The sequence below is a fragment of the Thermorudis peleae genome (assembly GCF_000744775.1).
In the GTDB taxonomy this organism is placed as follows: Bacteria; Chloroflexota; Chloroflexia; order Thermomicrobiales; family Thermomicrobiaceae; genus Thermorudis; species Thermorudis peleae.
Genome location: NZ_JQMP01000001.1, coordinates 233,648 through 253,345, shown reverse-complemented (window position 1 = coordinate 253,345; position 19,698 = coordinate 233,648). Strand labels below are relative to the sequence as shown.

Genomic DNA, 19,698 nt, shown 5'->3' with positions numbered 1-19,698 from the left:
CACCGCCCCTCCTAGCGCGTGGAGGAATGTGGCTCAGACGGACTCTGCTCACGCCAGCGCTGCTGTACGGTCCACATGGTTGCCGGTGGATAGGCTAATCGCACAGCAGCCGCAAGGATTGTCCCGATAATCCCGCCACTCACTGCTTGCCCAACGTTGAACCAGAGGTCGGTCACGGCCGCACCGGAGCCAATTCGCAACACGAAGAAATCGTAGAGGAAGTAGCCGCCCACAATCACCAGGCCACCAACAATGGCGGCAGCGATCATTCGCCAGACGCCAGCGCGCCAGGCGATGAGGCCAGCCAGCACCCCCTCGGCCCCGTGGATGATGAAAGTCGCGGGCGCATAGTTGGCGTAGCCGGATGTCAGGTCAGCGAGGGTCGCGCCAAATGCTCCGGCGATGCCACCAGTCAAGGGGCCAAAGGTGAACGCGCTAAAGTAGATCATGCTGTCACCAAGATGCACATACCCTCCAGGAATTGGTACTTGGATGAGTCGAGTCGCGACGAACACAACAGCCGTCATGACTCCGACAACAGCAATGAGGCGAGGGTGCAGCGCCCAGCGCGCTTGTGTCGTCCGCTCCTCAGGTACGCGTTGCATTGGTGGTCCTGCCTTCCCCGAATCCACCCAGTTTCTAAACGGGACACAATGGCCGACCGACCGTGCCCAGTCAACAGCCAATTGGCCCCATCCAATATGCACGGGTGTTGCCTGCGTACCCTATGCGCTTAACCGCAGGCGCAGCACCTGCGCTGCTCGCCACTCAGCGAGCCAGGCCGCGAGGCCAGCCAGTCCGCCAGCACCGACAAGCAACCAGAACGGCAGAGCAAAGCCATTCCAATGGCTTACCAGAAGGCCAACGAGCGTCGGCGCAATCGCTCGAGCGATCGTTGCCCAGAACGCGATCACGCCGGCAACGCTGCCATATCGCGCACTACCGAACAGCTCAGCCGGTCGTGCCGCTCGAACGAGAGTGATCATGCCATTGCCAATGCCGAAGAGGGCAACGGCCAGAATCGCCCCAGCTGTGCTTGGGAACAGCAGCAACAATGCAAGTCCAGCGGCCTGTAGCCAGAACATGACTGGAGTGGCAAAGCGTTCGCTGAGCACGCGAGCCAGTGGTACAAAGAGCAACCGCCCAGGCAATTGGGCGAGGCCAACCAAACCAGCCACTGAACTCGCTGCAAGCACGCTCATGCCTCGCTCCACCAGGTACGAGACGAGATACACACTCACGGTTGCTGTCAGGAGTGCACTCAACACAAGGGCCCCTGTCAATCCCCAGAATGCCGCGGTGCGCACTGCGCTTGCCAGCTCCATACTCCGCTCCGGCTGCGCAGTGGCGTGGGCATCATCGGTAGCAGTTCCACCTTCTGCTGCGAGGATCTCCGCTGCTGATGGAGCGGGACGCAATATCAGGGCGTGAAGTGGAACTGTGCCAAGACCAAGTACGAGGGCAAGCACCACCAGCGCATGACGCCAGCCCAGTTGAGCAATCAGCCATGCATTGAGGGGCGAAAAGATAACGCTGGCGAGGCCCGCGACGAGTGTAAGCGTGGTTAGGGCAGCGCGGCGACGCCGCCAGAACCATTTGGCGATGACGGCGAATGCCGGATCATAGAGCACACAGGCCATACAGCAGCCAAGGCCAGCCCAGACGAGATAGAACGGCACGACAGTGCTGACATGCGCCCAGGCAAGCAGTAGCCCGGTCGCCGCAAGTGAGCCAGCGGTCATGACGAGCCGTGGCCCGTGCTCGTCTAGCCAGCGCCCAACGATTGGCGCAAACAAGCCCGAGAGGAGCAACGCCACTGAGAACGCGCCAGAAAGCACCGACGTCGGCCAGCCAAACTCGCGGCGCATGGCAGGCAGGAAGACGCCGAAACCATAATAGAGAATGCCCCATGAAATCGTCTCGGTGAACGACAATGCAGCAACGATGCCCCATCCAGCGTAGATACGCCGCCTCGGCCAACTCGGTCTGCGCATGCCTGCCCCTCTATCGGCCCCTATTCTACGCCGCTGACTTGGTGCATTGAAGCGTTCTGCTTGTGGGATGTACTCCCGCACCCCAGGCAACAGCACTCGATAGTCGGCGAACAGGCTGTACTCACACGGCACGAGAGCGAGCGGTTTGATGGCATCAGCTGCATGCGGCCTCAAGCCGGCAACATGCAGGCGATCTTCTGATTGCGTATTGGAAGATGTCAAGTTTGATTGACATGATGTTGGATTTTTCTTACAATCCCGAGGCAAGAAAGGGAGCGGGCTATGGGGCGCTATAGTGAACCAACGCCGCTGACCAGCACTGTCCGCACGTGGCGCCTGCGGCGTGGGCTGAGCCAGGAGGCGCTGGCCCGCGCTGTTGGTCTCAGCCGTCAGGCAATTCACGCGATTGAAACGGGGCAGAACATCCCAAGCACAGCTATCGCGCTGCGGCTTGCCCACGTGCTTGGCTGCCGTGTCGAGGATCTCTTCACCCTTGCCGAGCCAATGGTTGATGTCGAAGCTGAACTGCCACAAGTACTCCCACATGCACGGGAATCGCGGCGCGTTCGGCTGGCACGGGTTGGAGATCGCCTGGTTGCTCACCCCCTCGCTGGCGCCGATGGCATGGCATCGCCGGCTGATGGCACGGTCATCCAGTATGTCGCGCCGCAACGAGTACGGGTGCGACTTCACGATCCCGAGGAGCCACTCGATCAGACGCTCTTGCTCGCCGGCTGTGCGCCAGCGCTTGGTTTGCTTGCGGCGCTCGCGCGTCGCTGGGAGCGCGAGCTACGGGCTCACTGGATCCCTGTTGGTAGCCTCACTGCCTTGCGCGCGCTCGCCAATGGCGACGTGCACCTTGCAGGGACGCACCTCCGCGATCCGCAGAGTGGCGACACACTCCCGATGATCAAGGAGACGCTCGGAGCACGGCCGGTGATCGTGGTGACGCTTGCCCGCTGGCTCGATGGGCTCTTGCTGCCACCCGGCAATCCGCTCCACATTCGCCAGCCGGAGGATCTGCTCAATCCGGCAGTCACCATCGTCAATCGAGAGGCAGGAGCCGGGAGTCGCATGGCCTTCGATCAGTGGCTGACGCAAGCTGGCATCAACGGCGAGCAGATTCCTGGCTACAACCGCATCCTCGCCAGTCACGAAGCTGTAGCGATGGCCATTGCACACGGTCTGGCCGATGCTGGCCCCGGCATCCAACCGGTTGCTGAGGCGTTTGGCCTCGCATTTTTGCCGCTTTCGGAGGAGCGGTTTGACCTCGTGATCCCAGCCGAGCAGTTTGAGACGCCAGCAGTGCAGCGGCTTCTTGACCTCGCGACAACAGCACGCTTTCGGCACGAACTCGAAGCGGCCCGTGGCTACGATGTAGAGCCGCTTGGAACAGTTGTTGCCCGAATTGGCGGATAGTGTGACGAGAGGGAAGGGGAGAGAGATGCAACGGCGAACCACGACGCAGATCGTGCTGTGGGCGATCATGCCGATGTTGATCGGCCTTTTGCTCACAGGCTGCGGAGGGAATGCCACGCCAACAGCGACACAGCCCGCAGCTGCGGTGACCGCAACAGCAGCAGCCACACGGCCCGCCGCGACAGCAACGCCAACGGCGCAAGCGACAGCGACCACGGTCGCTGCGACGGCAACACCGACTACCGCCATGGCAACACCGTCAGCTAGCGCCACGATCACTGGGCAAGTAACAGTCTTTGCTGCGGCTTCACTAACCGACGCGTTCAAAGAGATTGCCCAGCAATTTCAGAGCCAGCACCCTGGCGTCTCGATAACCTTTAATTTCGCTGGCTCACCGACATTACGCACGCAGCTTGCGCAAGGCGCAAAGGCGGATGTGTTTGCGTCTGCTGACGAACCCAACATGCAAGGGGCAATCCAAGATGGCACGATTGCTGGCCAGCCCAAGATTTTCGCACGCAATGCCCTCGTGATTGTTGTGCCAGCTGATAACAAAGCTGGGATCACAAGCCTGAAAGACCTGGCCAAGAGCGGCATCAAGTTAGTCATTGAGCAGAAAGACGTACCAGCAGGCAACTATGCGCGTCAGGTGCTCAACAATGCCAGCAAGGACCCGTCATACGGCAGTGACTTTGCAAATAAGGTACTCGCCAATGTTGTGTCGGAAGAGACGAACGTCAAGTCCGCGCTCTCGAAGGTTGCGCTTGGCGAGGCTGACGCGAGTTTTGTTTATCGCACCGATGTCACACCCGACTACAAGAGCAAAGTCAAGATCATCGATATACCCGATCAATTCAATGTCATTGCCAAGTACCCGATTGCACTCGTCAAGAATGCGCCGAATGCGCAAGCTGGCCAAGCGTTCATCGACTACGTCCTCTCTCCAGCCGGGCAGGCGGTGCTGCAGAAGTGGGGCTTCTTACCACCGCAGTGAGGTGAAGCCGACGATGAAGCGAACGACCCTACGACCAGCATCATTCGGGAATACACTCGGGCGCCTTTGGCGCAGTGTGATTGCTCAAGTTGAGCAGCCAACGGCATGATGCCGAGGAGGGTGCCCTCCTCGGCATCCCAACACGGCCTAAGCCCAAGGCGGAACCGACACGCTTTGCTCACAATCAGCTGGTATGGAGGATCCACAACAAGGGCAGAGAGGCAACGAATGGCAAGTCAGCGCGCGCAGACAACGAGTTTCCCACACGCAGTTACCGAACAGCCCGCTTGGCGCAGACGGCCAGCGCGCCAGGCATCGTTGCTGATTGCGCCAGGGATCCTTTTATTGTTGTATCTCACTATCCCACTCGTTGCCTTAATCTGGCGTGGAGCACGCGCAGAAACGTTCCACGCGCTGTTTGACCCATTCGTCCTCTCGGCCTTGCGGCTCACCGCTCTGACAACTGCTGCAGTGCTCGCCATCGCGCTGGTCGGCGGCACACCGCTTGCCTATCTGCTGGCTCGACGGCACTTTCCCGGCAAAGCGCTGGCGGAAACACTTGTTGAGTTACCAATTGCACTTCCGCCGGTCATCGCTGGGGTTGCGTTGCTCATGGCGTTTGGTCGCCGGGGGCTCTTCGGCCCCACGCTGGAGCACGTGGGCATTACGTTACCATTCACGCCAATCGCTGTCGTTATGGCGCAACTCTTCATTGCTATCCCCTTCTACATCCGCGGCGCTTCACTTGGCTTTCGTAGCGTCCCCCGTGAAGTCGAAGAGGCTGCTGCAATCGACGGAGCCAGCGCCTGGCAAACCTACCGTCATATCACTTTCCCCCTTGCGTTCCCCGGTATTCTCTCTGGTCTCTTGCTCTGCGGTACACGTGCTGCAGCCGAATTTGGCGCAACGCTCCTCTTCGCTGGCAATTTGCCCGGCCGAACGCAAACGATGACGCTGGCCATTATGACAGCGATGGAGACCAATCTCACCCAGGCGCTGTCGCTCTCGGTCCTGCTTTTGGGCTTCTCCCTGGTGATTGTCATGGCAGCCTGGGTATTGCTTGGTCATCGGGAAGTTCTGGAGTGAGCACCATGCACAACCGTATCGCTGTGCTTGGCGCAAACGACGTCGCCTCAGCCGTGGCTCACCGGCTCTTCAGCGAAGGCTACGCCGTCGTTATCGCAGAAGACCGAGCGCCAACGACCACGCGTCGGCGCATGGCATTCACCGATGCCGTCTTCGACGGCGCAGCGGAACTTGCTGGCATCGTTGCCCAGCGTGTGGTGACACGAGCGGCAGTGGAGCACCTGCTCGAGAGCCGACGTGCCATCCCGCTGGTTGTCGATTGGAGCGTGCCAACGCTTGTCCAGGTGCTGGACGTTACGGTGCTCATCGATGCACGGATGCGCAAGCGCGAACAGCCGGAACGGCTTCGCGGGCTTGCTCCGCTCACGATTGGCCTTGGCCCCGGTTTCGTCGCCGGTGACCACGTTGATGTCGCGATCGAGACAGCATGGGAACGCCTTGGGGCAATCATCTGGGAAGGGCCAACCTTGCCGCTTGCCGGCGAACCTCGTGAGATTGCCGGGCACAGCCGCGATCGCTTCGTCTACGCGCCGATCACTGGTCGTTGGCAAACCGAGCGAGACATCGGTCACGCCGTGCATCAGCACGAACCAGTCGCCCAGATCATCCCGGATACCGGCGAGCCATACACGATTGAGGCTCCACTTGACGGCGTAATCCGTGGAATCACACGGAGTGGCGTGACGGTACGCACTGGAACCAAAGTGTTGGAGATTGATCCACGCGGTGCGAACGCCCAAATCCAGGGGCTCGGCGAGCGACCGATGCACATTGCTGAGGGCGTTCTTGCCGCCATAATGGTATGGCAACGCCAGGTCAACCCTACGTTCGTACTACGGTAAGTGAGGGGGGAGCAATGCGCAGCCGACTCATCGTTGCGCTGCTTATGTTCGTGCTCACAGCCTGCAACACAGCCGTGACCCCAACACCGGGTGCAACGCCGCGCAGTGCAGCTGGAACAAGTCCAACCGTTGTCCAGCCAACCGCGACGCCAACAGTCTCTACTCCAACCGCCCAGCGCTCGACGCCAACCTCAGGCGATACGCTCACCATTACTGGCCTTGTGAAGCAACCTGGGCAGCTCACGCCGGACCAGGCCAAGCAACTGGGGAGCGAGACCGTTGCCGTCCAATTTGTGAGCAGCAAGGGAACGGAGGAGCACCGCTATACTGGCGTACGGCTTTGGGCAGTACTCCAGCAGGTTGGCCTGCAACTCGATAGCACACGCAAGAACGATGAGCTCCGCAAATACGTCGTTGTGACAGGACGCGATGGGTATGAGGTTGTGCTCTCCCTTGGGGAACTTGATCCAAATTTTGGGAATCGTCCCGTGCTCCTCGCCTGGGACGAAGATGGCACGCCCCTCAGCGGCGACCGAGGGCCGTTCCGGCTCGTTGTCCCAGGGGATCAACGTGGCGGACGTTACGTCTCTGGTGTCATCAAGCTCGAGGTGCGGGATATCGATAGCCCGCCGCGAAGCCGATAGGGCGATCTGCTGTCCGGTGCTGTTCCTGGCTCGGCTAAACAACGCAGCGCCGGCCAGATCTCTCAACATTCAAACCGAGGAGCCATCAGTGATACGGCGGCTGCTGGGTATCCAGCGCGATAGCCGATGCGGTTCCTCCTCGGGCAGACTGGCTTGCGGGCAAGAAGCATCTCCGGAGCAATGAGATCGCCGACGGCCATATCCGCAGCATGATGCAGTCCAGTAACCATCGTCCTTGGGCAACCGTTGCGCCCCAGGTCGCCGACACCTCATCTGGCTATCTCCGCCGCCTCCCATCGTGCTACCCTTGAGCGTCGTGGATGTGACGAGATTGTTGGGGAGGATCACCCAGTGCAACGGCAACTGATCCCGTGGATGACATGGCTGAAGGCGGCAGGATTCGGTCTGGCTGCGGCAGGCATTACCATGATCGTCATCGGCGTGCCGACTGTCCTGATCCCGAACCCATGGTTCAGCCGGATGACGCCTGTACGCCCGATCGACTGGGTCTTCCTCGGCACGGCCACGCTCCTGGCCGGTTTGCTCGGTGCGAGCTATGCCTTCCCGGCTGCATGTCCACTGCAAGAGGGCAAGCTCTCCCTGGGCGGGCTGCTCACCTTCTTCGCCGTTGGCTGTCCAGTTTGCAACAAGCTCGTCGTCCTCGCCCTGGGGGTCAGCGGGGCACTCCAGTTCTTTGCCCCGCTTCAACCGATCCTCGGCCTGCTTGGCCTGCTCCTCCTCCTTGTCGCACTTTGGAGCCGCTGGCGGGCAATCGCCCAGGCAGTGCACGCACCGGCTCTCCAACTGAAGCGACCAGCCGGGCCACGCGGTGGCCAGTGAGGGTACGGCACGCACCAGGGGGTGAGGCAGATCCAGCAGGGGCGTCGCCAATAGGATCTCGCTGCGCAGCCGCGCGGCAGAAGGAGAGACACCCGGCTACCTGACGGCGCCAGGCATGCAGGCAAGAGCTTCGCTGGTGCAGTGTAGCAGAGCTTGGTGCTGAGACCATAGCATGAGGGACATGGCCGTAGGGATGGTAAGGCTGTCGCAGGCAGAGCAGGCATTCGTCGAAGTCCAGCGGATTGGGCACCTGGCAACCGTCAGCCGAGCGGGTGAGCCAACAGTTGTTCCAGTCTGTTACGCCTATGACGCAGCAAGTGGTCGCTTCTACACGCCGATTGACGAGAAGCCCAAGGGCTCGTGGGAGCAACTTGCACGCGTACGCAACATTCGCCACACTGGTCAAGCCGCGCTCGTGATTGACCGCTATGATGAAGACTGGTCACGACTCGCCTGGGTACTCGTTCGTGGTCCGGCTGAGCTTGTCATGCCGGGCTCAGCTTCCCACCAGCAGGCCATCACCCTGCTCCGGGCACGCTATCCGCAGTATGCGACGATGCAGTTGGAGGCACTACCAGTCATCGCGCTTACCCCGCGTCATGTGCGGAGTTGGGGACAGCTTACACCACCGAGCGAAGAACATGGACGAGCGTATACCCGCCCATAGCGAGCATGCTCAACCCAGCCAGCGCTGCACCCCAGCCACGGCGCCGGCCCTGTAGCACCAGCCAGCCACCCGAGAGGGCAATTGCCCCCGCAGCGGTTGATGAGGCCGCAATCATCACTGGGCGCCCAGTCTCAGCGAAGCTGCTGCGCCGTACCATCGTTGCGGTGACAAAGAGCACGAACAAGACGAGTGCACTGACGAGCGGGGGAAGCCAAACAGGCCACCGCGTGCGTTCATGCTCTCGTTCGATCAACGTCTCCATCGCGTCCATCCTTCCGTTCAGCTGGAATGAGCAGCAGCGGGGCCTCCAATCGTTCCAACAACCGCGCCGCTACGCTGCCACTCAGCCACCCTTCAAGGCCGGCCTTCCCATGCGTCGACATGACAACGAGGTCGGCATCACGTGAGGCAGCAGCCAACTCCGCAATCACGTCACCGCGACGCACAACGCCTTCAGCAACAACCCCAGCTGGACGACTCGCGAGCAACCGCACGAGATAGTCGTTTGCGTCACGCGCCTCAAGATCAAGGAGTGCACCGGATGTGGCCGGCAAGAATACAACCGGCGCGCGCTCGCGTACGCTGACGGTCTCCAGCGTGGGCACGACGCGGACCAACTGGACACGCGCGCCAACCTGCTCAGCGAGCGCCCAGGCCACGGGTAATGCGGCTTCAGCGTCTGGGGTGCCATCAAGTGGAACGAGGATTCGCTGGCAGCGATACTCCGCTGGCATACCACGTCGAGCACGCACAACGAGGACTGGACGACGCGCGAGTTGCAGCACCTGCTGTGCAATACGTCCAAACAGCAAGCCGCGCAGCCCGCCTCGACCATGGGTTGCGAGCGCGATGAGATCAGCGTGCACTTCCCGTGCGACTTTTGCGATCGTAGGCGCAACGCCATCATCCGTTACTGACACCACGCGGCTCTCGACTGCCACGCCTGCAGCGCGCAGGCGCTCAGCAACCTGTACGAGATACGCCTCGGCTTCCGCGGCGGTGCCAAGGTGCGGCTCGCCATGCACTTCTTCTGGGGGATTCCCTTCGACAACGTGCAACAACGTGACATGTGCAGTGCAGCGTGTTGCCAGTTCAGCAACAACCGGCATGATTCCTTCGGCAAGTCGGGACCCATCAAGGGGCACAATAATATGAGTAAATGGCCGTGTCATCGCTAAGTCTCTCCAATTTCATTCTATCCAATGCCAAGAAACGTGGAGACGAGGAGAAACACATTGAGCGCGATGATGAGCCCGGCGAGCACCCATGCCACGACCGTCGTTGCTCGACGATTGACAAGGATACCCATCAAGCGATGATCGCTCGTGAACTGGACAAGCGGCACGAGTGCAAAGGGGATGCCGAAGCTCAAGACGACCTGGCTAATTACCAACGCTTGAGTAGGATCAATACCAAGGCCGATAACAATTAACGCTGGCAGCATGGTTAATCCACGCCGCAGCCAAAGGGGAATATGCCACTCCAAGAACCCTTGCATGACAACCTGGCCAGCCATTGTCCCAACCGTTGATGAAGACAGCCCTGAGGCCAACAGTGAGAGCGCAAAGACCACGCTTGCCAGGCGTCCCAGGAGTGGCTCGAGCGTTCGATACGCTTCCTCAATTGACGCGACATCGGAGAGTCCTCGGGTGTGGAATGTGGTCGCAGCCATCATCAGCATCGCGGCATTGACAAGGCCAGCAATTCCCATCGCGATGACAACATCTAAGACCTCGAAGCGAAAGATCCGCTGTGCTTCTTCGGCCGTTCGCGGGACGATGCGCCGCTGTGTTAACGCAGAGTGCAGGTAAATGACGTGGGGCATCACTGTGGCACCGAGAATACCCGTTGCGAGCAAGACGCTTTCTGGGCCAGCAAAGCGTGGCGGCAGCAATGACTGCCCAACAGCCATCCAGTCTGGTGGCTCGAGCGCAAGCTCAATGACATAACTCACTGCGATGATCCCAATGAACCCTGTGATAACTGCTTCAATCGGGCGATGTCCATAGCGTTCAAACGCAAGGATGACAAACGTGATCACGCCAGTAAGTAAGCCAGCGGCGAAGAGGGGAATGTGGAACAGCAAATAGAAGCCAAGCGCCGCCCCAAGAAATTCTGCAAGGTCTGTGGCCATCGCCACAATCTCAGCAATGATCCAGAGCGCGTAAACAACCCAGCGCGGAAACCGTTCACGGCAGAGTTCGGAAAGATTTCGCCCTGTTGCAATTCCTAATTTGGCAGAAAGCGCCTGAATCAGCATAGCAGCAAAGTTGGCGGCGAAGACGACCCAAATTAGGGTGTAGCCGAATTGTGCGCCACTCTGAATATTCGTTGCATAGTTACCAGGGTCCATATACGCAACGCTGGCCACGAACGCCGGCCCAAGATAGGGCAGGATTCGTGCCAGTCGCCATGCCCGTACTGGTTGCGCCGCTTGCCCTCGGCCTTCTGGCGCTGATGCTGCTTGCCCCGGTCGCGCCATCGTTGTTCCCTTCCCGCGCCACTATAATTTAGCCGAGGCTAAATTGCCTCGGCACAAGCGTACTCCTGAAAGAGCCAGAGACGCAAGGGGAAGAGTTGAGGAATGACTAAGTGAGCGGGACGAGGGCAATCGGCCGCACGGGAGAGCCCGTCGCGCCGACGAACTTTAGGGGAGTGCAAACGAACGTGCAGCGGTGTACCCCGGCAGCGACAAGTTCTTCAAGATAGAGGTTCTCGATGATGAGGATGCCGCGTCGAGCAAGCAGGATGAGATGCCCTGGCAAATCACTGCCGATATCCGGATCAACGACACCGATGACGTCCCAGGCCATATTGTCTGCTCCAACAGCGCGGATTCCGCGTTCAGCAAGCCAGTGTGACGTTTTGCCAGCAATGCCCGGACCAGCCAGGTACCGCTCAGTGTCATGCCAATAGCGGGCATTCCCAGTTCGCACAAGCACAATATCACCAGGTTCGATGGTGACGCCCTGCGTTGCGCAACAGGCTTCAAGATCTTCAACCGTAATGGCATAGCGATCTGGCAGTTCATCAACACCTTTTGCCCGTGGCACATCGAGCACAACGGCTGGGCCAACCAACGGTGCTACCTGGTCGATCGAGAGCGTTCGGAAGCCAGACGGTCCTTCAACGTCTTGCGCACGAACACCCCCAGTCAACATCAGGTGTTCTGCCTGATGACACGGCGCATCAATATGCGTACCACTGTGCTCCATGCAAACAACGAGACCAGACGCGCTTGACCGCGGGCCTCGTTCTGGCGCGTACGTATCTTCATGGCGCCGATAAAGCGCGTAGTGGTATCCAGGGCGATGTGAGGGATGGATCGGCATCGTCGCAGTACGTGGCTGCTCTAAATCGAAGAGTTGGGCGCGCAGACCCAAGACATCGACAACCTCAGCCATGCTTTCCCTCTCGGCAATACGTTATTCCTTCATTCCTCTTCAGGCGGCAGTGCAGCCGGCCGGCGGCCAGTCTGCTCGAGATACGCCATAATCGTGCGATACCGCGCGCTGTCAAGCTGGCCGCTTTCATAGTAGTAGGTGAGCATCGTGCGGAGCCGGAGGATTGGCAGAACATGATAGCCGTGCTCACGTAGCCGCTCAACGCCGCCTTGCTCCCGATCGATCAGGACAATGAAATCCCGCACGACCAGTCCAGCGTCTTCGAGCGTTTTGGCTGTACGGAGCAAGCTTGTCCCGCCAGTCATGAGGTCATCGATGACAAGGACCGTTTGACCAGGAATAATTCGCCCTTCGATCACTGGTTCCTGCGTGTCAGGACGAATGTAAATCAGCGGGGTATCACTAACCAGCGCAAAGGCGGTGGCCAGATGCAAGCCGCCCATTGGGACGCCGGCAACAGCCCGAAAGCTCGCAAGTCGTGGACGACGGCGTGCTTGATCGGCTTGAATCTCATGATAGATCAGCTGAGCAATACGTCGCAAGACGCTTGGTTCGCTAATGAGAACCCGCGGGTTAATATATACCGGCGAACGCCCAGCTGTTGGCCCTAAATCGAACTCGCCAAACAACACACCGCCGAGGTCAAACAGGGCCTGCGCAAGATCGAGATTAGATTCTGCCCCGAATAGCACGTCCCTTCCTCCTGTATTGTCTTGCCTTTGCCACAGCCGATGGGGAACCAGCAGAAGGTTGACTTGCCTCCGGCATACCAGGAATAGCAGGAATAGTCGGTATGCCGCGCTCGCCCTTTACCCCTCCCGCGTGCTCCTGCCTCCATATTCACCGGGCTGTTCGTGTGTCGCGACGGCACAATGCCTGGACACAGCGCTGCCGCAAAAGTATAAGCGAACCAGGAAACAAGCGAAAATCCCCCTCCTCCGGGTATGCTAAAGCCAGCAGAGGAGGCCTGCCGATGACTCGCGCTCACCCATGGAGCTATCACGAGGCGATTCGCTATCTCAGCGCTCGCGCTGGCTATGATCGCGGCTTTGTCGCCAATCCGTTTGGTGATGAAGGTGCCGGTCTGGAGCGCACCCGGCACTTGCTGGCCCTCGTTGGCAATCCGCATCAGCAGTATCCCGTTGTGCACATTGCAGGGACAAAGGGAAAAGGCTCAACTGCTGCGTTCATCGCCACCATTGCGCATGCAGCCGGCTACCGCACCGGTCTCTACACCTCACCACACTTACACACGTTTCGCGAGCGTTTTCAGCTTGATCATCAGCCCCTTGCTCCTGATGTCTTTGCAACGCTTTTACAGGAACTTGCAAGCGCAAACGAACATCTTGCTGCTGCGCATCCTGACCTTGGCGAAGCGACCGCCTTTGAACTTACCACGGCCCTTGCTTTTCTTGCCTTTGCACGCGCTGACGTGGATATTGCTGTTATTGAGGTAGGCCTCGGTGGCCGACTGGATGCCACGAATGTCGTCCTACCGACCGTTGCAGCCATTACCCGGATTGGGTTTGACCACATGCACATTCTCGGCAACACTCTGGATGCAATCGCGCGTGAGAAAGCAGGCATTATCAAGCCGGGACGTCCAGTCGTCTCTGCGCCACAAGCGCCCGAAGCTGCAGCAGTGATCATTGCGACGGCTGCACAACAGAACGCGCTACTCTGGCTCGGTGATCGCGATTGGCATGTTCGGGGAACGCCCGAAGCGTTTACCTACGTCGGGCCAGGAGGCCAGCTAGAGGGGCTGCGAAGCGGCTTGCTGGGGCAGCATCAGGTGGAGAATGCAGGCGTTGCCATCACTATCGCCCACTCGCTTAGCCAGCAGGGCATTGATGTGCCCGACACTGCAATCCGCCACGGGGTAGCAGCGGTGCGTTGGCCTGGCCGACTCGAAGTTGTGCAGGAACGGCCAACGATTGTGTTGGATGCCGCACACAATCGTGAATCCGCTCAGGCACTTGCTACGGCGCTCTGTACCCACTTTCAGTGGACACATTTGACTGCAATTATTGGGCTGGCGCGCGATAAAGACCTGCTGGCGTTCCTCACGCCGCTCTTGCCGCTCTGTACCCGCCTCATTGCCGTTCCCACCCACAGCCCGCGAATCCGCGCGCCAGAAGAGATTGTCGAAGTCGCACGACAGCTTCGTCCTCACGTTGACGCCATGACAGCACCAAGTGTTGCGGCAGCACTCGCATTGGCTCGTGAACAGGCTGGTGTCGACGACCTGATTGTTGCAACAGGCTCCTTGACGGTCGTCGCTGAAGCACGAGAAGCACTTGGCTTGGCAAGCGCTGACCCTGACGAACGAGCCCTGCTCGGCTAAGGAGTCAGTGTGTTACCCTAGAAGCGTAAAATCGCCCGCCATGCCTGCTCCCCACTACTCGAGGATTGAAGGAGTGAGAATGCGTGTGCAATCAAAGCTGATCCTCCTTTTGGTGCTTGGCCTGCTCGTGATCGTTGCTTGTCAAGCAGTACCGTCGCCGACAACGACACCGCTCGTCCCATCAGCGACATCAGCAAGCACAGCGACCGCAACCCCCTCCGACGCTACCGCGACGCCGCCCCCGACCCCTGCCGTAACCGCTACGCTAACCCCAACCACAGCGACAACGACCACACTCTCCCTCTACTTCTTCCGGAACGGCAAGCTAGGCGTTGTGCATCGCAATCTTGAGCGCACAAGCCAAATCGGCAGCACCGCACTGCAGGCACTTTTGGCTGGACCGACCCAAGCCGAACAGTCACTCGGATTTCGCAGTGCAATTCCGTCTGGCACACAGCTTCACAAACTCACGATCAACGGCGACCAAGCAACTGTTGACCTTTCAAGCTCCTTCACAAGCGAGGCAACAGCAAGCCTTCTCAAACAACGGGTTGCGGAAGTCGTCTTTACGCTCACACAGTTTCCAACGGTTCGGAGTGTGCTCATTACAGTCGACGGCGTACCGATCGAGCCACAAGCCGCTGGTCTGACTTCCAACGCACCATTCACTCGGGCAGTCTTCGAAGACCTGCTGCCGGCAATCTTCATCGAGTCGCCAGCGCCGGGCGATACCGTGTCAACGCCCCTGCGAATCTGGGGGACCGCCAACGTCTTCGAAGCGACGTTCCATCTGTCCATCACTGACACGCGTGGCACAGTTCTGGCCGATCAACCAGTCACTGCAACCTCCGGCAGTGGTACACGTGGCACCTTTGAAGTAACGGTGCAACTGCCACTCCAGAAACCGACACCGGTGAATGTCATTGCGTTTGAGCTCTCGCCACGCGACGGCTCACCAACAAATCGCGTTGAAATTCCAATAACAGTTGCACCGTAACGCAGGCTGCAGCGTGGCCAATATAACATGTGAATCACGGAGGGATGATGACAGAAGCAAGCGTTCCGATCCAGCATGGCATGAGGCTGTGGGTGCACCGTGCTGGCGATGCAACCGCTCCACTCCTCGTCTTACTTCACGGCCTGTTTGACCGCTGGGAGAGTTGGGAACCAGTATTGCCAACGCTGGCAACCCACTTCCAGGTGCTCGCTCCCGACTTGCGCGGTCATGCACGGAGCGCCAAACCTGCCAGTGGCTACACGCTTGCCGACTATGCTGCTGACATCGCAGCACTCATCGCGAACACGAGTAGCCAGCCCGCAATGGTCATCGGCCATTCGTTAGGCGGCCTCATCGCACTCAAACTTGCTGTTGCCTATCCAACACAGGTTACCCGCATCGTTCTCGAAGATCCACCGCTTGCCGGTATCACGCCGAGCACACGCCTCTGGCTTGAAGCACTTCTCGAAGCAAAGCATGGTGGGCTGGCTCGTGCTGAAGCACTGTTCGCTGAGCTCGAGCCTGAGCGTGACCCTGCTGACCGGCAACGGGCGGCACAGTGGCTTGTCGAGACTGCTGACGGACCTTTCCTTGCCTTGCTTGATCCTGTGCCGGAAGACCGCGAGCCACTGGCCCTTCTCCATCAACTCCACCAGCCAACTCTCCTGCTCCGTGGCGACCCACAGGTTGGTGGCGTCATTGACGATGAGACTCTGTACGCAATCCGTGAGGCTGCCGCGCATCTTGCCGTCGTCGAGTTCCCAGGGCATGGTCATAGCATTCACACCGAAGCGCCAGTGGCCTTTCTGTCCGCTGTCGTACCGTTCCTTACCGAAAGTTCCCACGCGCACTGACGCTCGCGTGGGAACTCCTTACCATCGACCAGGACAGCTGGCCTGTCCATTACGGATCAACTGCGCGATAATAAAGGCAGACAGGGGGCTTGGCCCGCGCTGGCCGAGCCGGAGGGGGAAGGACACCAGCAATGAGCGACCGGATTTCCCGCACGCTTGCGGAGTATAGCGTCGCACCTCAGCTGGCATTTCCGCCGGAAGCACTCCACGAAGCGAAACGACGCATCCTTGATGCGATTGGCGTGGCGTTTGGTGCGTTCGGTGCTGCCGCGCCACGCGCCGCACGCCGCTATGCCTACACGCTGCCCACTGATGACCACGGCAGCGCCATCTGGGGCACGACACGGCGTGTGCATCCAGAGGCAGCGACACTGGCAAATGGCGTTGCTGTTCGTTACCTCGACTTCAACGATACCTACTTAAGCCTGGAGCCACTCCACCCGAGCGACATGATTCCTGGGCTCGTGGCTCTGGCTGAATGGGCTGGTCTCGACGGCCAACGGCTGCTCGAGGCCATTGTTATTGCTTACGAAGTTGGGGTTTCGCTGTGTGACGCCTTCTCGCTGCGCGCCCATGGCTGGGACCACGTGAGCGTCACAGCGATTGGCACGGCCTGCGGCGCAGCGAGACTGCTTGGGCTCACGACAGAACAGGCCGAACACGCGCTAGCCATCACCGTTGTCCCACACGCTGCGATGCGACAGACGCGGGCTGGCGAGCTATCCATGTGGAAAGGCTTTGCAGCCGCCGATGCTGTGCGTCACGCCGTCTATAGCACGTTGCTTGCTGCACACGGTGTCTCCGGCCCCTTCGCTCCATTCCTCGGTGAAATGGGCTTCGTCCGCCAGCTCCTCGGCGGCGAGATCCCGAACCCTGCCGCCATTGACCGCCTTGCGCAGTTTCCTGCACCACGGCGCATCTGTGACACGTACATCAAGGCCTGGCCAGTTGAATATCACGCACAGAGTGCGGTCGATGCTGCGCTGGCATTGCGTGCTGAGATCGGTGATCCCAAACAGATCGCCCACGTTGAAATCGAGACATTCCGGGCAGGCTACGAGATCATTGCCAAGGATCCAGAAAAGTGGCGGCCGAAGACCCGTGAGACAGCGGACCATTCACTGCCCTACATTACTGTCGTTGCACTCTTCGATGGGAAGATTGATGCCGAAAGCTTCCGGCCTGAACGATTCCAAGATCCAGCGATCCTCGATTTCCTTGCGAACCATGTCCAGCTCCGCGAAGATCCTGAGCTGACGGCGGGCTATCCCGAGGGCATTCCCAACCGAATCACCGTCACAACACAGGATGGACGGCGGTTCTCACGCGAAGTGCGGTATCCCCTTGGTCACGCGAAGAATCCGATGACCGATCAGCAAGTCGAGCAGAAATTCCGCCACATGGCAACACCACTGCTCGGCGAAGATGGATGCACCCGGGTACACGACATCATTTGGCAACTGGAGAACCATTCAGTCCGGACATTGACAGAAAGCCTGGTGTTGTGATGGACGAGGACAATACCACAACGCTTCCGCCGGCCTTCCAGCCACTTCCGCCAGCTGGAGCACTCGCTCGCGAACTCGCGCAGCTGCTCCGTGACGAGCGACTGCTGATTACCCCTGGCGTCTTCGCCCCAGTCATCGCTCTGCTCGCCCGAGAAGCCGGTTTTCGCTGCCTCTATTTCTCCGGCGCAGCCTTCTCCGCCCTTCTTGGCCTTCCTGACCTTGGGCTCTTTACGCTCTCCGAACTCGTGACAGCAGTACGACAGATCGTTGCCGCATCGCGACTTCCGCTCATTGTCGATGCCGACACCGGCTTCGGAGGAGCCCTCAACGTCGCACGAACCGTGCGCGAGCTGGAAGAAGCAGGCGCAGCCGCAATACAGATTGAAGACCAGGAAAATCCCAAACGCTGTGGGCACCTCGAGGGCAAGCGACTCATCCCACCTGACGCAATGGTCGAGAAGATTCACGCCGCGCGCCGTGCACGACACAGTCTCCTCATCGTTGCACGGACCGATGCACGCGCCATCGAGGGATTGGACGGTGCCATCGAGCGGGCTCGGCTCTATCGTGCTGCTGGTGCCGATATTATCTTCCCCGAAGCCCTGCTGTCACGTGACGAATTCGCAACCTTTGCCCAAGCTGTCGGTGGGCCGCTCTTGGCCAACATGACCGAATTTGGCAAGAGCCCACTCATTCCTGCCGACGAACTTGCGGCATTGGGCTACCAAATTGTGATCTATCCAGTTTCAGCGCTCCGTGTCGCGTTGCAGGCAGTCCACCGCTTCTTCACCGCACTTGCGCAGCAGGGAGACCAGCAGGCGTGGATCACACACATGTTCACGCGAAGCGAGCTGTACCAGCTTATTGCGTATGATGCGTATGAGCGGTTTGACCGTCAGTTAGCGGAGGAGGCGCACCATGGCGCAAGAAACGTATAGTCCCGGACTTGAAGGGGTGATCGCGACGATCACCGAGATCTCATACCTTGATGTCGACCACGGCCAGATTCTGGTGCGGGGGTACGACTTAATTGAATTGGCCCGTCACCTGTCGTATGTCCCGGTCGCCTATCTCGTCATCCACGGCCATCTCCCCAATGACGAGGAACTTGCCGCGTTCGACCAACGGTTGCGTGAGGATGCCGTTGTCCCCCAAGAGGTCTATCAGCTCTTCCAGTTGATGCCGAAGACAACGGCTGTCATGGACGCCCAGCGAACAGCAATCTCCTTCCTTGCAAGTTACGAAGACCCCGCGATGCTCCGCACACCAACACCCGAGAATGACATCGCGATGGGGACACGACTCCTCGCTCGTATGCCAGTCATTACGGCAAATGCTTACCGTGTGCTCCATGATCAACCAGTTGTTGAGCCCGATCCATCTCTCGGCTTTAGCGAGAACTTTCTCTACATGATTACCGGACAGAAGCCAGATGAGACTGCCCGTCGCATCTTCGACCTGACACTCACATGCTACATTGAGCATGAGATGCCGAATTCAACCTTCGCCGCCCGTGTCATTGCCTCCACGTTATCTGATCTCTATGGTGCAGTCACTGGCGCAACCGCCTCGCTGAAGGGGCCACTCCACGGCGGCGCCAACGAAGCGGTCGCGCACATGTTGCTGGACATTCTGGAGCAAGGCGGGGCCGACGTGGCCGAGCGCTATATCCTTGACCGGCTCGCGCGCAAAGAGCGCATCATGGGCTTTGGCCACCGGGTTTACATGAAGAAGTATGACCCACGCGCTGCCTTGATGAAGGACTTCATTCCCGAACTCGCCAAACGCCATCCCCAGGGCGAGGAACTCTATCGCATCTACCAGATCGTTGAAGAAACAATGCATCGCGAGAAGGGACTCTTCCCGAACGCGGACTACCCAGTTGGCCTCATTTACTACTTGCTCGGCATCCCGATTGATCTTGATACGCCGATTTTCCTGGTAGCCCGTACTGCTGGCCTGGTCGCCCACGTTGCCGAGCAACATGCCCATAATCGGCTCTTCCGGCCGCGAGTACGCTACGAAGGGCCACGCGACCTGCATCCGACCCAAGTTACTGTGCACTAACAAACCTATTGCGTTCTCCACGCCGCGACCGTACACTA

The 19,698-nt window shown here is 59.5% G+C and carries 20 protein-coding genes; 13 read left to right on the top strand and 7 right to left on the bottom strand.

What is annotated here, in order from left to right; genetic code table 11:
- Nucleotides 1-11: 11 nt before the first annotated feature.
- Together N675_RS01170 and N675_RS01165 are read right to left on the bottom strand one after the other, a co-directional pair.
- Complete coding sequence (locus N675_RS01170) at nt 12-605, bottom strand: ECF transporter S component (protein WP_051913768.1); 594 nt, start codon at nt 603-605, stop codon at nt 12-14.
- Between the two features lie 120 nt (nt 606-725).
- Nucleotides 726-1,994, bottom strand: coding sequence for an MFS transporter (locus N675_RS01165; RefSeq protein ID WP_038037490.1), 1,269 nt, complete (start codon nt 1,992-1,994; stop codon nt 726-728).
- A gap of 282 nt (nt 1,995-2,276) precedes the next feature.
- Here N675_RS01165 and N675_RS01160 point away from each other — a divergent pair, with 282 nt between their 5' ends.
- From N675_RS01160 to N675_RS01130, 7 genes are all read left to right on the top strand, one after another.
- Nucleotides 2,277-3,413, top strand: a complete 1,137-nt coding sequence (locus tag N675_RS01160) for a substrate-binding domain-containing protein (RefSeq protein ID WP_038037489.1) — start codon at nt 2,277-2,279, stop codon at nt 3,411-3,413.
- A gap of 25 nt (nt 3,414-3,438) precedes the next feature.
- Entirely contained in the window at nt 3,439-4,407 is a 969-nt protein-coding gene (gene modA / locus N675_RS01155) for a molybdate ABC transporter substrate-binding protein (RefSeq protein ID WP_038037488.1), read from the top strand.
- 228 nt (nt 4,408-4,635) lie between these two features.
- A complete protein-coding gene (locus N675_RS01150) occupies nt 4,636-5,493 on the top strand; it encodes an ABC transporter permease (RefSeq protein WP_038037487.1) in 858 nt (285 codons plus the stop codon).
- Nucleotides 5,494-5,498: 5 nt separating this feature from the next.
- Complete coding sequence (locus N675_RS01145; protein ID WP_051913766.1) at nt 5,499-6,335, top strand: hypothetical protein; 837 nt, start codon at nt 5,499-5,501, stop codon at nt 6,333-6,335.
- 14 nt (nt 6,336-6,349) lie between these two features.
- Entirely contained in the window at nt 6,350-6,979 is a 630-nt protein-coding gene (locus tag N675_RS01140; RefSeq protein WP_051913764.1) for a molybdopterin-dependent oxidoreductase, read from the top strand.
- Nucleotides 6,980-7,330: 351 nt separating this feature from the next.
- Complete coding sequence (locus tag N675_RS01135) at nt 7,331-7,819, top strand: hypothetical protein (protein WP_231577883.1); 489 nt, start codon at nt 7,331-7,333, stop codon at nt 7,817-7,819.
- A 193-nt stretch (nt 7,820-8,012) separates the two neighbouring features.
- Nucleotides 8,013-8,486, top strand: a complete 474-nt coding sequence (locus N675_RS01130; RefSeq protein ID WP_231577882.1) for a TIGR03668 family PPOX class F420-dependent oxidoreductase — start codon at nt 8,013-8,015, stop codon at nt 8,484-8,486.
- On the opposite strand, the gene N675_RS01125 is transcribed toward N675_RS01130, so the two are convergent.
- The 5 genes from N675_RS01125 to N675_RS01105 all read right to left on the bottom strand — a co-directional run bounded on the left by N675_RS01125 (nt 8,440) and on the right by N675_RS01105 (nt 12,582).
- Nucleotides 8,440-8,748, bottom strand: a complete 309-nt coding sequence (locus tag N675_RS01125; RefSeq protein ID WP_051913759.1) for a hypothetical protein — start codon at nt 8,746-8,748, stop codon at nt 8,440-8,442. The two genes, N675_RS01130 and N675_RS01125, sit on opposite strands and share 47 nt — an antisense overlap.
- Nucleotides 8,720-9,658: a universal stress protein gene (locus N675_RS01120; RefSeq protein WP_081886746.1), complete on the bottom strand. Its 939-nt coding sequence runs from the start codon at nt 9,656-9,658 to the stop codon at nt 8,720-8,722. Before N675_RS01120 ends, N675_RS01125 begins: the two co-directional genes overlap by 29 nt.
- Before the next feature lie 23 nt (nt 9,659-9,681).
- Nucleotides 9,682-10,968 (bottom strand): Nramp family divalent metal transporter, encoded by a 1,287-nt coding sequence (locus N675_RS01115; protein WP_051913757.1) that lies wholly within the window; start codon nt 10,966-10,968, stop codon nt 9,682-9,684.
- A 106-nt stretch (nt 10,969-11,074) separates the two neighbouring features.
- Entirely contained in the window at nt 11,075-11,890 is an 816-nt protein-coding gene (locus tag N675_RS01110; protein WP_038037485.1) for a cyclase family protein, read from the bottom strand.
- A 29-nt stretch (nt 11,891-11,919) separates the two neighbouring features.
- A complete protein-coding gene (locus N675_RS01105) occupies nt 11,920-12,582 on the bottom strand; it encodes an orotate phosphoribosyltransferase (protein WP_051913755.1) in 663 nt (220 codons plus the stop codon).
- A 281-nt stretch (nt 12,583-12,863) separates the two neighbouring features.
- Here N675_RS01105 and N675_RS01100 point away from each other — a divergent pair, with 281 nt between their 5' ends.
- The 6 genes from N675_RS01100 to N675_RS01075 all read left to right on the top strand — a co-directional run bounded on the left by N675_RS01100 (nt 12,864) and on the right by N675_RS01075 (nt 19,660).
- Nucleotides 12,864-14,234: a bifunctional folylpolyglutamate synthase/dihydrofolate synthase gene (locus N675_RS01100; protein ID WP_038037484.1), complete on the top strand. Its 1,371-nt coding sequence runs from the start codon at nt 12,864-12,866 to the stop codon at nt 14,232-14,234.
- 79 nt (nt 14,235-14,313) lie between these two features.
- Nucleotides 14,314-15,231: a Gmad2 immunoglobulin-like domain-containing protein gene (locus N675_RS01095; protein WP_051913751.1), complete on the top strand. Its 918-nt coding sequence runs from the start codon at nt 14,314-14,316 to the stop codon at nt 15,229-15,231.
- A gap of 44 nt (nt 15,232-15,275) precedes the next feature.
- The gene (locus N675_RS13365; RefSeq protein WP_081886744.1) at nt 15,276-16,085 is read left to right on the top strand and encodes an alpha/beta fold hydrolase; all 810 of its coding nucleotides are present in this window, start codon (nt 15,276-15,278) and stop codon (nt 16,083-16,085) included.
- A 131-nt stretch (nt 16,086-16,216) separates the two neighbouring features.
- Nucleotides 16,217-17,593: an MmgE/PrpD family protein gene (locus N675_RS01085; RefSeq protein ID WP_038037483.1), complete on the top strand. Its 1,377-nt coding sequence runs from the start codon at nt 16,217-16,219 to the stop codon at nt 17,591-17,593.
- Nucleotides 17,593-18,531, top strand: coding sequence for a methylisocitrate lyase (prpB, locus tag N675_RS01080; protein ID WP_081886743.1), 939 nt, complete (start codon nt 17,593-17,595; stop codon nt 18,529-18,531). The genes N675_RS01085 and prpB overlap by 1 nt, the downstream gene beginning before the upstream one ends.
- Nucleotides 18,512-19,660, top strand: coding sequence for a citrate/2-methylcitrate synthase (locus N675_RS01075; RefSeq protein WP_038037482.1), 1,149 nt, complete (start codon nt 18,512-18,514; stop codon nt 19,658-19,660). The genes prpB and N675_RS01075 overlap by 20 nt, the downstream gene beginning before the upstream one ends.
- Nucleotides 19,661-19,698 lie beyond the last annotated feature (38 nt).